The 13,483-nt window shown below is 42.0% G+C and carries 13 protein-coding genes; 6 read left to right on the plus strand and 7 right to left on the minus strand.

All coding sequences use genetic code 11. The annotated features are described in order from the left end of the window. Positions 1–24 precede the first annotated feature (24 nt). Positions 25–819: an ion transporter gene (locus SKA34_RS13580; RefSeq protein WP_006646106.1), complete on the plus strand. Its 795-nt coding sequence runs from the start codon at positions 25–27 to the stop codon at positions 817–819. A gap of 67 nt (positions 820–886) precedes the next feature. Here the strand turns inward: SKA34_RS13580 and SKA34_RS13585 are convergent, their stop codons facing one another. Further along, on the minus strand, positions 887–2,401 hold the full coding sequence (locus SKA34_RS13585; RefSeq protein WP_006646107.1) for an inorganic triphosphatase: 1,515 nt from the start codon (positions 2,399–2,401) through the stop codon (positions 887–889). A 185-nt stretch (positions 2,402–2,586) separates the two neighbouring features. Here SKA34_RS13585 and SKA34_RS13590 point away from each other — a divergent pair, with 185 nt between their 5' ends. The 3 genes from SKA34_RS13590 (at position 2,587) to SKA34_RS13600 (ending at position 5,300) form a co-directional block, all read left to right on the plus strand. Further along, entirely contained in the window at positions 2,587–3,267 is a 681-nt protein-coding gene (locus tag SKA34_RS13590) for a TIGR00153 family protein (protein ID WP_006646108.1), read from the plus strand. A gap of 30 nt (positions 3,268–3,297) precedes the next feature. Continuing rightward, positions 3,298–4,566: an inorganic phosphate transporter gene (locus tag SKA34_RS13595; protein ID WP_006646109.1), complete on the plus strand. Its 1,269-nt coding sequence runs from the start codon at positions 3,298–3,300 to the stop codon at positions 4,564–4,566. 116 nt (positions 4,567–4,682) lie between these two features. Beyond that, on the plus strand, positions 4,683–5,300 hold the full coding sequence (locus SKA34_RS13600) for a TIGR04211 family SH3 domain-containing protein (protein WP_006646110.1): 618 nt from the start codon (positions 4,683–4,685) through the stop codon (positions 5,298–5,300). Positions 5,301–5,383: 83 nt separating this feature from the next. Here SKA34_RS13600 and SKA34_RS13605 read toward each other — a convergent pair whose 3' ends face one another. Then, on the minus strand, positions 5,384–6,340 hold the full coding sequence (locus SKA34_RS13605) for a general secretion pathway protein GspB (RefSeq protein WP_006646111.1): 957 nt from the start codon (positions 6,338–6,340) through the stop codon (positions 5,384–5,386). Continuing rightward, positions 6,340–8,013, minus strand: a complete 1,674-nt coding sequence (locus SKA34_RS13610; RefSeq protein WP_039860532.1) for an AAA family ATPase — start codon at positions 8,011–8,013, stop codon at positions 6,340–6,342. Before SKA34_RS13610 ends, SKA34_RS13605 begins: the two co-directional genes overlap by 1 nt. 236 nt (positions 8,014–8,249) lie before the next feature. Here SKA34_RS13610 and SKA34_RS13615 point away from each other — a divergent pair, with 236 nt between their 5' ends. Continuing rightward, positions 8,250–9,479, plus strand: a complete 1,230-nt coding sequence (locus tag SKA34_RS13615; protein WP_006646113.1) for a multifunctional CCA addition/repair protein — start codon at positions 8,250–8,252, stop codon at positions 9,477–9,479. Positions 9,480–9,558: 79 nt separating this feature from the next. Here the strand turns inward: SKA34_RS13615 and SKA34_RS13620 are convergent, their stop codons facing one another. The 3 genes from SKA34_RS13620 to folB form a co-directional block, all read right to left on the minus strand. Beyond that, positions 9,559–10,362, minus strand: a complete 804-nt coding sequence (locus SKA34_RS13620) for an undecaprenyl-diphosphate phosphatase (RefSeq protein ID WP_006646114.1) — start codon at positions 10,360–10,362, stop codon at positions 9,559–9,561. Between the two features lie 62 nt (positions 10,363–10,424). Next, the gene (gene folK / locus SKA34_RS13625; RefSeq protein WP_006646115.1) at positions 10,425–10,898 is read right to left on the minus strand and encodes a 2-amino-4-hydroxy-6-hydroxymethyldihydropteridine diphosphokinase; all 474 of its coding nucleotides are present in this window, start codon (positions 10,896–10,898) and stop codon (positions 10,425–10,427) included. After that, a complete protein-coding gene (folB, locus tag SKA34_RS13630; protein ID WP_006646116.1) occupies positions 10,895–11,248 on the minus strand; it encodes a dihydroneopterin aldolase in 354 nt (117 codons plus the stop codon). Before folB ends, folK begins: the two co-directional genes overlap by 4 nt. A gap of 247 nt (positions 11,249–11,495) precedes the next feature. On the opposite strand from folB, the gene plsY reads away from it, so the two are divergent. Next, positions 11,496–12,107: a glycerol-3-phosphate 1-O-acyltransferase PlsY gene (gene plsY, locus SKA34_RS13635; protein ID WP_006646117.1), complete on the plus strand. Its 612-nt coding sequence runs from the start codon at positions 11,496–11,498 to the stop codon at positions 12,105–12,107. 54 nt (positions 12,108–12,161) lie between these two features. Here the strand turns inward: plsY and tsaD are convergent, their stop codons facing one another. After that, on the minus strand, positions 12,162–13,181 hold the full coding sequence (tsaD, locus tag SKA34_RS13640; protein ID WP_006646118.1) for a tRNA (adenosine(37)-N6)-threonylcarbamoyltransferase complex transferase subunit TsaD: 1,020 nt from the start codon (positions 13,179–13,181) through the stop codon (positions 12,162–12,164). Positions 13,182–13,483 lie beyond the last annotated feature (302 nt).

Consider the following 13,483-nt stretch of genomic DNA (forward strand, 5'->3'; position numbering starts at 1 on the left):
ACAATAACCACAAAGACCTTAGTGATGAAAGTAATTGATGACGTAAAGTATGAGCTACATCCCATGAGTTTGATGGCATTGGTTCTCTCTATCACCTCACTTATCATTGTGACCAGCACGCTTTTCCTTAATAAGCACAGTCCAACATTTCGTATTTTTATAGCCATCGACACTTTTATCTGCCTGATTTTCTGGTGCCAACTACTGATAGATTTATTTAGAAGTAAAAGTAAAGCAGCCTACCTAAAGCACCACTGGCCTGATTTTGTTGCCAGTATTCCCGCTATCGAACCGTTACGTTTTATGCGTATTTTACAAATTCTGCGCGTTATTCGCTTGTTACGTTCGAGTAAAAGTATTTACTTTCAACTACAAAACAATCGTCGAGAAACCACTTTAGCTTCGATCTTCTTATTGTTGACGGTACTTATCACCATTGGCGCAAGTTCTATCTTGTTTGTAGAAGGCAATGTAGCAGAAGCCAACATTCATACTGCAGGAGATGCACTATGGTGGGTATTTGTCACTATTTCGACCGTAGGCTATGGCGATTATTATCCGGTTACAACATTGGGTCGGATCATTGCTATCGGAATCATCATTTGTGGCGTGGGTTTATTTGGTATGGTGGCAGGCTTGATAAGTTCAATCATTTCAGACCCACAACATGAAAAAGGCTTACTCGAAAAAGCACATCGAAAAGAATGGCGAGAAATGCTAGCCAATCAACAAGTCTTACAGGCTAAATTAGATCGCTTGGAGACGAAACTTGATCAACTATCACAAGATAAAAGTACCAATACAAAAAGCCATCATTAAAAAAACAAAAAAATACCGCCATAAAAAAAGCCTTGCTTGAGCAAGGCTTTTATTTTCTATCTAGCACTTAAGGCCAATATGGCGCGAGTTCAATACTCATCTTACGTGTTTGATCCATGGCATGGATCAGTGATTCATTTTGACGCTGCAACCATCTCTCAATTTGCACAAAGTCATCACCTTCAAATAATGGTAATAACTGACGTATTGGCTCTAAGGCATAAAGGTCTTCAATACCTTGCAATAAATCAACCCATGGCATTCGGAAAGCTTGACGCCATTCCGGATCGTAAAGCTCAGCAAAAGATAAACCACACATCAAATTTCGTTGCAAACGTGGTTTCTGATCAAGGTAATCAGAACGTGTTAATTGGCGTTCAGCAGGAAAGGCATCAAGTAGCTCACGCCATGAACGAGATAACATATTATCGGCAAAAGGTTTAATCGCACCAGCAAGTTTTGCGCGTGATTTGTCATCTAAAAACGGCTGCCAACCACGGCTTAATACCCAACGACTTAAATCAAGTAATAAACCGCAATAACGTGCCGAGTTCATCAATCGAAGCATATCTTCGCTACCAGGTAGCTGTTCATAGCGCACATCTAACTGCTGTTGTAGCGATTTTCGGACATTTAACTTACGCAATACATAAGATTTATCGTCCGTTAGCGCTTGAATACTATTGGCATCTTCTAACCACGCTAACTCACCCTCTAACCATTGTAATTCTTGGCGCAACAAAGCACTGGCACGGCGCGGAATAATACCGCCGAACGTTGCAAAGGTTTGACGCAATAAGCTTAATGATTGGGAGATTTGAACTAACGCTTGCTGATCTTGCGATTCAGTATAAATTTGTTCGTGGTATAACCAATGCTCTAATGCATGCTCTAACGTTTTAATGAACGTCGATTCAACGGTATCTTGCTCCGTCGTTGCCACAAGCGTTAAAGGCTTCGGTGTATCACCTTGATAATCTGCTGCTAAGCGGTAGCCACGAGCAGCTTTACTCAAATTACCTAATCGCATACCACCATCCGCGCAAAGTTCACGGGCAAGCGTAAATAGAGCGTCGGTTTGACCCGATTTAAGCTCTAACTCAACTTCACAAATTGGCGATGATTTACCATTTGTATGGACATCACCATGATCATAAGCTAATTCAATTTGGCTTCCATCTGGCATGGCGACTAACCATTGTTGACGGGTGAAATCGGTTGAGAATAAAGGTTTAATTTGCTGTTGAGCAAGATCAACATCAAAACCTTCTGGCCAAGCATCCGCTGGATGTAAAGCCAAAGTGGGCGCATCACCATCAATTTCTACATTATACTCAGGACGTTGGTGTAAACCAGCAACGACCCGACCTGCAGTTTTTAATGTTTGCACATAAACATCGTCAAAACGACGTATCCGAAGGCCAATATCATGCTGACGCAATAATTGGTCTGGCGTATCGAAGTAAATATTGCCTAATTCTCTACTACTCTGCTGCAGAATTTTCGCTTCAGTTATTTTGCTCAATAATTGGCTAGAAAATTCTGGTGAGACGATAAACTTCAGTTCTATCTCGGTTTCCATAGTTATACCTATAAACAGTGGCAATCCAAGGATATTTGCTTCTGCGCTTTAGAGCAAGTTAGAAATATCGACAAAACCTTGATCAAAATTAGTTCCACTATACTCACATATACGTTAACATGCGCGCTTCAATGACCATCGCTCAAGATTTAGCCTTTTTCGGGCGCTCTCTAGGTTGATCGGCTATGCCAGTAAATACAATTATGGGGCTCTTTGCAAAATCCCCAATCAAACCACTGCAACGTCACGTTATTCGCGTAACTGAATGTTGTAACTTGCTTATCCCATTCTTTGAAGCATGTAATGCTGGAGACTGGGAAAAGGCGGCAGTTTTACGCGAACAGATCTCGCAACTTGAAAAAGATGCGGATGTGCTTAAGCGTGAGATCCGTCTGAAGCTTCCTCGTGGTCTTTTCATGCCAGTAGATCGTACTGACATGTTGGGACTGTTAACCCAGCAGGATAAACTCGCTAACCTCTCTAAAGATATCGCTGGTCGTGTCTTAGGTCGTCAGCTACAAATCCCTGCGATCATGTATCCAGACTTTGTCGCTTATGTTCAACGTTGTTTAGACGCTGCTGATCAAGCACGCCGTGTAATTAACGAATTAGATGAGCTTTTAGAGACTGGTTTCAAAGGCAGAGAAGTGACGCTTGTTGCCGAAATGATCAATCAGCTAGATGTTATCGAAGATGATACTGATTCTATGCAGATTGTATTGCGTCAACAATTAATGTCCATCGAAGACCAACACAGCCCGGTGGATGTCATGTTCCTGTATAAGATTCTCGAGTGGGTAGGCGCGATTGCTGATCAAGCACAGCGTGTAGGCTCACGTTTAGAGATTATGCTTTCGCGTTCTTAATCACGAGAATTAACAAAACAAGGTTTTACAATGGAAATCCTGGCTAACTACGGCACTCTTATTATTGGAGTGGCAGCTATTTTTGGTCTTTTAATGGCGATTGGTATTGGTGCAAATGATGTTGCCAATGCCATGGGTACTTCAGTGGGTTCAAAAGCACTGACTGTGAAGCAAGCAATCATCATTGCGATGATTTTTGAATTCGCAGGAGCTTACCTTGCTGGTGGTGAAGTAACAGATACAATCCGTAAAGGTGTTATCGATACTTCACTCTACACAACTCACCCTGAAGTATTAGTATACGGCATGATGTCGGCGCTACTTGCTGCTGGTACATGGCTTCTGCTCGCATCTTATATGGGCTGGCCAGTATCAACAACTCACTCAATTATCGGTGCAATTCTCGGTTTTGCGTGTGTGTCTGTTGGTACTAATGCAGTGGATTGGCATTCAATCCAAGGTATTGTTGGTAGCTGGTTAATTACCCCTCTTATTGCAGGTATTTTTGCTTACCTAATATTTATCAGTGCACAAAAGTTAATTTTTGACACAGATACTCCACTTATAAATGCAAAGCGCTTTGTTCCTATATATATGTTTATTACTGCGATGGTCATTGCGCTAGTAACAATTAAGAAAGGTTTAAAGCACGTTGGTTTGCATTTAACAACTAGTGAAGCTTGGGTTGCATCACTTGTAGTATCTCTACTTGTGATGATAGCAGGTTACTTCTACATTCAACGTAAATACACCGACGATGGCTCTTCTGTTGATAGTAATGGCTATGCCGGAGTTGAAAGTGTATTTAGCGTACTTATGGTAGTAACCGCTTGTGCAATGGCATTTGCTCACGGTTCAAATGACGTAGCGAATGCAATTGGTCCTCTTTCTGCTGTTGTTTCAACAGTACAGCATGCAGGTCAAATTGCAGAGAAAAGTGAAATTGCATGGTGGATCCTTCCACTGGGTGGTATCGGTATTGTTATCGGCCTTGCTACTCTAGGTCATAAAGTAATGGCTACCGTAGGCACAGGTATTACAGAACTAACACCTAGTCGTGGTTTTGCTGCACAGCTTGCAACAGCATCAACTGTTGTGCTTGCTTCAGGCACCGGCTTACCTATCTCAACCACACAAACACTTGTTGGTGCGGTTCTTGGAGTAGGTTTCGCCCGTGGTATTGCAGCATTGAACCTTGGTGTTGTTCGTAACATCGTTGCATCATGGGTTGTAACTTTGCCAGCAGGTGCATTACTTGCTGTCATTTTCTTCTACATTATGCAAGCCATATTTGGTTAAATAGTGGCACAGGTTCAAAAGAGGGAGGCTTAGCCTCCCTCTTTTCTTGCACCTTCCTTCCAAAATTCTTACTATCAACGACCTTAACAAAATCAAGACTCCCCAAGGATCAGATTGTGAAGTACCTCATTAGTCTTTGTTTACTTATTTGTGCGGTAATAACGCCTGTTGCAAATGCAGCACAAGTTCGTTATATCTCCGACAACCTATTTACTTATATGCATTCAGGCCCCGGCACACAATACCGCATTATTGGCAGTATTGATGCAGGAAGCAAAATCACCCTAATCAATACCAATAAAGCAGCAGGCTTTAGTCAAATTACGGATGACCGTGGTCGTAATGGTTGGGTCGATTCAAAATTTGTTTCAACCGAAATTGGCCTAAAAGAGCGTGTTCCTGCGCTACAAACAGAATTAACAGAAGTGAAAGCTAAACTAGCTGAAGCTCTTACTTCAAGCGATAGTCAAAACGCTGGGCTTAAAAACACATTAGCTCAACGTAATACACAGATTAATGATCTAGAAACACGCAATAATAAGCTGCAAAGCGAATTATCTTCATCTCAAGATCAAATCCGTGAACTTCGCGCAAAAATTGATACCCAAAAAGACGACCTCTTAATGAAGTGGTTCACTTATGGCGGTCTCGTTGCAGGTGCAGGCTTATTGTTTGGTCTTGTACTACCTCACCTTATTCCACGCCGTCGTAAACGTAATAACGGTTGGGCTTAATGCTCAAAGAGGCAGAGGTCTCGATATCTGGATCAAAAAAGGCAGCTTAGCTGCCTTTTTTATTATCTATTGTCAGCGTACATTTACCACTCTGATAATGCTGGCATACTGATTTCATAACCATCAAATTTTAATACCACATCACGTGACTCGATACGGGCTAACTTAACACCTGGAGCAATACTGTCGCCTTCATGTAACTCTTTACCGTTGACCTTAACCCAACGCTTTGCTGGCGTTGACGAATAGATATGCTGCTCAAAATTCATTTTAGGTAATTGGTTTTGAATCGATGACGGTAGCAAGCCAATAGGAATAACCTTAGTTTGTGTTTTTTTAGATGCTTTCATAACAGGTTGAGCATCTGCTTCATCAACACTGCGATCCAATTCATTGTCTTGATAGCTTTCGCCATCTGTCGCCACAATAGCGGATTTAAGCTGAGCGGCTAACTTAGGTGATAAAGCAGAAAGATCTAAATTATCTAGCTGATATGGATCTTGCTCTTCAGATTGCTTTGCTACCGGTTTGGTTACTGTCGCGTAACTGTCCGCAGGAGCATTCGCTGAATAAGATTGAGTAGGCGTTGATACTTCATAATCTTGATAAGCCGGAACAGCTGAATACAGGCTATCACCAACAGGAAGAGGCTCAGTCACCAATTGAGGGTAATCCAGAAAAACGACGTCTTTATTTAGCATTAATACAGTAGCTTGACCGCTCTTTGCGGGCGCTTGCAATACTTGCTTATTATATGTTGATGTCGATGGTTGCGATTGAAGCGCTTGCTTTAACGGCGCACTAAACTCTGTTGTTTGAACCTGCTCATATTTAGTTTGCTGATAAAACTTATATCCAACAATAGAAGCGGCAGGAAGTAATGCAATAACAAGTGGCCACGCCCATGATGTTGACATTTTCTGGGCTTTAACACTTCGCATTGGATGCACAACTTTAACGGCTCCTTGAGTCGCTTCTCGTTCAGACTGATCCGTATTCTTATTATCTGATTGTTTCAAACTATCTAGCAATTGAGACATTAGCTTTGCTCCGGCTGTAACGATGGTCCAGGTAGGTTCATAGCAGAATCCAGCACCATAAGTGTCATTGGCCCCGCGATCCCATCAGCCGCTAAATCTTGTGAACGTTGGAAACGACGCAATTTATCTAATATTGATTGATCGAAATAGCCTTTTCTTGGAGATTCCTCACCAAGAAAATCATTCAATTGTTGATCAAGCCACGCAACGCGTGGACCATTCTGACCAAAGCGAATACTGGTTTTATCACCTAATGGTGGACGCCACAATAAACTAAATTGTCCATCCCATCGTGATTCAAACCAGTTAGGTGTCACCGAGATTCGCTCTTTTCCTAAGAGTAATTCAATACGATCATCCGTAATAGCGTATAACACCGCGTAAAAAGGTTTCTGCGCACCATCTTTTAGAGTCACGATCACGGGACGATTAATTAAGCCTAATTTCGCTAAAGTCGCTTTACCACTAAAGCATGCCAAGCTGATCCTCGAACTGGTAGCACATGTTGCTTGATTTAATGCGGTATCAAAGCCCCATAGACGATATAACGTTTGCATCGAAGTTCGCTCTTTACGACTAGCATCAATCACTTTCGCTAAACGCTCTTGGGTATTCTCTGGGAGATTAAACGCTGTTGTTATTCCCTGATTTTTTAACTCACTCGATGTTTCAACGGCTGACAAATTTGCAACAGCATATAACGAATGGTTTGGTGCTATCGGCAGGACAACGGGCGCGACAGGTAATGGCCAATAATGCCAGACACCCATCACTAATGTAGAACATAATGCCACAGCGACTCCCCACGGGAGCCATGATGCCGCAGTTTTAGCACCTTGTGAGTGCGCTTTTGACTGAGCAGGAACTTGCCAACTTAAAATATCTTCACACGCTTGAACCGCCATCGTTTTAGTCACTTGATGAGTGCCAGCTTGACAAGCCAATTGCATCGACTTATCACACACAAGATTAATTAAGCGCGGAATACCTTGGGTTGCTTTCGCAATATATTTGATGCTACTTGCGTCAAACACAGGGTATAAACAATCAACAGCAGTTAAACGGTAGTGAATGTACTCACTTACTTCGATTTCTGTTAAAGGTAATAGGTGATATCGAGAGGTAATACGTTGAGCAAGCTGACGTAACCGCTCTTGCTGTAATAATTGCTGTAATTCAGGCTGACCAATTAACACAACCTTGAGCAGTTTTCGGCTATCCGTTTCTAAGTTAGTCAATAAGCGTAATTGTTCTAACACATCAGGCATAAGATGCTGTGCTTCATCCACCAGCAGCAATGTTTGTCGACCTTCAGCATGATTAGCAATTAAGTGGCGGTAAATGATATCTGTTAACTGTTTAAAGCTTGCGTCAGATTGATAATGCATGCCTAACTCATCACAAATCGCGGCTAATAAATCATGAGCAGATAACGCTGGGTTTAAAATAACAGCAACTTGTGTTTGGTGTGACAATCGAGAAATCATCGCACGTAGTACGGTGGTTTTACCGGTACCAACCTCTCCCGTTAATAAACCAAAACCACCACCATCGGTTAATCCTGACAACATATGTGTCAATGCTTCTCGATGTCGTTCACTGAGATATAAAAAACGAGCGCTGGGGACGATAGAAAAAGGCGCTTCAGTGATCCCGAAAAAGTCCTGATACATAAAAATACTCTGGTGCTTAAAATAAGTGATAATCGTTTAACGAGGTTAAATTCTCTTTGGTTCTAAAATACCCGTCAACATTGCAGTATTTATTATCATGGGTATTGATTGGGTTATTGTATACTGCCAAGCAGTAGCGCATAGACCAAGTTCACAATGAATACAGTATTATGGTCAGTTTTTAACTAAAATCGGTAGAGATTCGTCTCATTAGTTTCAGATATAAGGAGCTTTCATTGCAAACCTATCTTGTTGGTGGTGCCGTTCGTGACACCTTATTAAACCTTACGGTAACAGATAAAGACTGGGTTGTGGTTGGCACAACACCTGAAGCAATGCTAGCCGCAGGATTTGAACAAATAGGCAGTGATTTTCCTGTTTTTCTTCACCCAAAAACAAAACAGGAACACGCACTCGCTCGAACAGAGCGAAAATCAGGGCATGGTTATACTGGCTTTGTTTGTTATTCAGCACCGGATGTAACGCTTGAACAAGATTTACAGCGCCGTGATCTTACCATCAATGCGATAGCTCAAACACCTACAGGTGAGTTAATTGATCCTTACTATGGACAACAAGATCTTCACGATAAAATTTTACGTCACGTCTCCCCTGCATTTAGTGAAGATCCTTTGCGTGTGTTACGTGTCGCTCGTTTTGCCGCGCGTTTTGCCCATTTAGGTTTTACTGTCGCGCCTGAAACTATCGCATTAATGCAAGAGATGGTGATCAGTGGGGAATTAGAAAGTCTCACACCTGAGCGAGTATGGAAAGAGTGGGAAAAATCACTCTCTAGTGATGATCCACAAGTATTTATTACAGTACTACGCCAATGTGGTGCATTATCGGTTGTTATGCCTGAAATTGATGCGCTGTTTGGCGTCCCACAACCTGAAAAATGGCATCCTGAAATTGATTGCGGTATCCATACTTTATTAGTAGCTAAAAAAGCCGCTGAGTTAACTACCGATAAAACTATTCGATTTGCCGCACAGGTACATGATTTGGGTAAAGCCCTATCACCAAAAGAGGATCTTCCTCATCACAAAACACACTGTCGAGATGGTATTAAGCCTATCAAAATACTATGCCAACGTTTACGTATACCGAATGACTATCGCGATCTGGCATTATTGGTCTGTGAACAACACACCAAAATTCATTATGCAGAAGAAATGCGTGCCGATACCTTTGTTAAAATCTTTGATCAAATTGACGCATGGCGAAAACCCGACCGTATTGCTCAACTAGCAACGTGCTGCCGTGCTGATGCTCGTGGGCGCACCCACTTTGAACAAACACCTTATCAGCAAGCTGACATTCTACAAGCTGTCTTTAAGACCGCACTAACCGTCAATGTCAAAGCTATTGTCGCTGCCGGGTTTAAAGGCGTAGAGATCAGAGAACAGCTTGCCTTAAAACGTATCGAAGCCGTCGCGCAACACCTAAAAGAAACCAGAAAATAATTCCAATATTTACTAGATAATCCATACAAAAAAAGCCGACATGATGTCGGCTTTTTTGATCGTAAATCGCGAGTTAAAATTACTTGGAAATCAAGAATAAGAACAAACCAATACCCAAAATTAAGCGGTATATAACAAACGGTGTCATACCCAAACGTGTTACCAGCTTCAAGAATACGTGAATACACGCATAAGCACTGATAAATGATACTGTGATACCAATACCTAAATTACCGAAATCAATCGGATCTGCGCCTGTCACGAGTTTTAAACCAAGGTAACCGCCAGCAAGCAAAATAATTGGAATCGACATTAAAAATGAAAAACGCGCTGCAGCCTCACGAGTAAAGCCAAGATAAAGTGCAGCTGTCATAGTCGCACCAGAGCGTGAGGTTCCTGGGATAATGGCCGCCGCTTGCGCTAGACCAATAAACAGCGCACTCTTCCAATTAGCTTGATACTCGTTATCGGTTTGCTTTGCGCGTTTATCAACCCACCATAACAACAAGCCAAAGATAATCGTGGTACACGCAATCACCCATGCTGAACGCAAGTACATTTCGATAAAGTCTTTCATCACAAAACCGAAGATACAGGCGGGGATTGTCGCTATCACAATCATCCATGCCAATTTCGATTCAGCGCTATGCTCACGCTTAAAAATTGAGTTAATCCAAGCAGCTAACAACGAAACCACTTCTTTTCGAAAATAAAGAATAACCGCCATCAACGTACCAACGTGTACAGCGACATCAAATGCTAAGCCTTGATCAGGCCAACCTAAGATCTCAGACGGTAAGATTAAATGGGCAGAGCTAGAGACGGGTAAAAACTCTGTCAGTCCTTGAATAAGGGCTAACATAAATGCTTCAAAATGACTCATTAATTGTCCTTAATTAAACAAAGTATAAAAAGTAAGTAACTACTAACTTTTTACTAAACGACTCATTCAACAGGCCATAATATTTGCTGTTGAGAAAAATTTTGCCAAAGTTGCGCCAATGTTTGAGTCTCTTGTGGTATCACTAAATCAGGATTTAACTCACTGAGCGGCCACAAAACAAAAGCAAAACGGTAAATATCAGAACGTGGTAACGTCGGTAAAACATCACTCACAGCATCACCATACAACAGTAGATCAAGGTCGATAGTACGACTTTGATTTTTAACAGCATGTGCCGGACGCCCTAATTGGCATTCAATCTCTTTGAGCTGAGATTGTAATGCAGGTAACGATAACGATGTCTGTATTTCGATCACTGCATTAAAAAAATTATCGCCATCAAAACCCACAGGCTCTGCTTCAAAGATGCGAGACATTCGCCACTTGCTTGCCAGTGTCTTTACCGCTTCTAAGCCGGCTTTTAAATGATATTCACGTTCAATATTACTACCAATACTGATATACGCGGTGATCACTTACTACCTCGCTCAATTTGCACTCCAACGCCACGCGTATTCACCACAGCACCAGGTTTAGTCACTCGCACTTTGATCCAAGGCACATTAAAATCTGTCATGATTAAATTTGCCACATCTTCAGCTACACGCTCAACTAACAGAAATTGTCCCTGTTCAATCAAATTCGTGACAGCGGTACTTACCGTTGAATAATCCAATGCATAAGTAACATCATCACTGTTAGCTGCTGGTCGATTATCATGCGCCATTTCCAAATCAAGCACTAATTTCTGCTTAATTTCCTGCTCCCAGTCATATACCCCAATAGTGGCAATAACTTCTAGTTTTTCGATAAATACCGTATCCATGCTCAATCGCTAATTTTGTTAGAGGTCGGATACCCAATGTCAGCAAAAGCGCGTATTATCAGGTAATATTCGTTAACATAAGTGTTGTTAGTAACGATGCAACATTATCAATGTTAACTTGGCTGGAACTATACCACAGCCATGAACGAGTCAAAATTACTGTTCCGTAATATTGACGCAGATAAGACCCAGTTAACATTTCAATTCCTGTTGTACTGGTACTTACCTTAGATATCCGGAAAAATGCATGACACCACTAGCGCTACTGATGATCATTGCCGCCTACTTACTTGGGTCTATTTCTAGCGCCGTATTAATTTCACGGTTGTATCGACTTCCCGATCCTCGAAAAAGTGGTTCAGGTAATCCTGGCGCCACTAATGTGCTTCGTTTAGGTGGAAAAAGTGCAGCTGCGTTAGTCTTAGTATCTGATATTTTGAAAGGTATGTTGCCAGTATGGCTAAGCTACTTTTTAGGTATTAATCCTTTTTTACTCGGTATCATCGGGATTGCTGCCTGTTTAGGTCACATCTACCCACTGTTTTTTCATTTCCAAGGCGGAAAAGGGGTTGCAACAGCCCTTGGGGCATTAGCGCCTATTGGATGGGATCTAAGCGGCATGCTCATTACAACATGGGTACTCACACTGGTTGTAACTGGCTACTCTTCACTCGCTTCACTTATCACAGCCCTTGCTGCAACTATGCTCACTTGGCTGGTAAAACCGGAATACACCATGCCTGTATCCATGCTGTCTTGCTTAATCATTTTTCGACATCACGAAAATATTCGTCGCCTACTCGATGGACAAGAAACCAAGATTTGGGATAAGTTGTCTAAGAAAAGCAAAGACGCTTAAACAACAAAAGCGAAGCTCTTTGCTTCGCTTTTATATTAATGTTCCCAATTTTTATTAGTCAGCAATCGGCTTAAGTTGATCAATCGGCCAGCGTGGGAATGCTTTAACACCTAAATCCATCGTTTCTTTGTTTTTCAAACGCTGCATGCCAGCATAAGCGATCATTGCACCGTTATCTGTACAAAATTCTGTACGAGGATAGAACACTTCACCTTTTAGGTTCTTCATCATGCTTTCAAGCTCTTGACGTAAATACTTATTTGCACTGACGCCGCCTGCAATCACTAAGCGCTTTAAACCTGTTTGTTTTAGTGCTCGTTTACATTTAATGGCTAAGGTATCAACTACCGCTTCTTGGAATGCAAAAGCGATATCAGCTCGAGTTTGTTCATCGTCGTCGCTTGCACGAATCGTATTCGCTGCAAATGTTTTTAAACCCGAAAAACTAAAATCAAGACCGGGACGATCTGTCATTGGACGTGGGAATTTAAAACGCCCTTTGGTACCTTTTTCTGCCATTTTAGACAGTAATGGGCCGCCTGGATAATCAAGCCCCATCATCTTCGCGGTTTTATCAAAAGCCTCACCCGCCGCGTCATCAATCGACTCGCCTAGGATTTGGTATTCACCAATACCTTTCACTTCGACCATCATGGTATGACCGCCAGAAACCAGCAAAGCAACAAATGGGAATTCAGGAGCATTATCTTCTAACATTGGTGCGAGAAGGTGTCCTTCCATATGGTGCACAGCAACGGCAGGTAAATCCCACGCATATGCTAGGCTACGTCCAATGGTTGCACCCACTAATAATGCACCAACAAGACCAGGGCCTGCGGTGTAAGCAACACCATCAAGATCGTCATGAGTCAGTCCGGCAGAAGCAAGCGCAGCCTTGATCAATGGAATCGTTTTCTTAACGTGATCACGCGATGCCAACTCAGGCACAACACCACCGTAATCTGCATGTAGCTTTACTTGACTGTAAAGTTCATGTGCCAAGAGACCTTTTTCATCATCAAAAATCGCAATACCTGTCTCATCACAGGAAGTCTCGATGCCCAGTATACGCATAACAACCTCTATACTATTAGGGGGTTTAAATGAAAAATCGGTATAGTTTCAATAACAACCGATAACTCAAATAGGGTTAGGAAGTACTAATTAAGGGGCATGTTACCGTTGTTGACATAAATTAACCAGTTCATAGACGTAGAATGCTTTACAAATGCCCCCAGATCAGATTAGAATTTCGCACCATTTTTAATCAGCTGACACTTTGAACGTCAGCTTTAAATAGAATCACTCTGAGGTGAGTATTACATGCCAGTAATCAAAGTACGTGAAAACGAACCGTTTGACGTAGCACTACGTCG

The sequence above is a fragment of the Photobacterium sp. SKA34 genome, from assembly GCF_000153325.1.
Taxonomy (GTDB): domain Bacteria; phylum Pseudomonadota; class Gammaproteobacteria; order Enterobacterales; family Vibrionaceae; genus Photobacterium.

Coding starts and splice junctions, on each gene's coding strand:
- SKA34_RS13590 (WP_006646108.1), top strand. CDS start 2,587: ATGCCAGTAAATACAATTATGGGGCTCTTTGCAAAATCCCCAATCAAA.
- SKA34_RS13585 (WP_006646107.1), bottom strand. CDS start 2,401: ATGGAAACCGAGATAGAACTGAAGTTTATCGTCTCACCAGAATTTTCT.
- SKA34_RS13620 (WP_006646114.1), bottom strand. CDS start 10,362: ATGAGTCATTTTGAAGCATTTATGTTAGCCCTTATTCAAGGACTGACA.
- SKA34_RS13595 (WP_006646109.1), top strand. CDS start 3,298: ATGGAAATCCTGGCTAACTACGGCACTCTTATTATTGGAGTGGCAGCT.
- SKA34_RS13610 (WP_039860532.1), bottom strand. CDS start 8,013: ATGTATCAGGACTTTTTCGGGATCACTGAAGCGCCTTTTTCTATCGTC.
- tsaD (WP_006646118.1), bottom strand. CDS start 13,181: ATGCGTATACTGGGCATCGAGACTTCCTGTGATGAGACAGGTATTGCG.
- plsY (WP_006646117.1), top strand. CDS start 11,496: ATGACACCACTAGCGCTACTGATGATCATTGCCGCCTACTTACTTGGG.
- SKA34_RS13580 (WP_006646106.1), top strand. CDS start 25: ATGAAAGTAATTGATGACGTAAAGTATGAGCTACATCCCATGAGTTTG.
- folB (WP_006646116.1), bottom strand. CDS start 11,248: ATGGATACGGTATTTATCGAAAAACTAGAAGTTATTGCCACTATTGGG.
- SKA34_RS13605 (WP_006646111.1), bottom strand. CDS start 6,340: ATGTCTCAATTGCTAGATAGTTTGAAACAATCAGATAATAAGAATACG.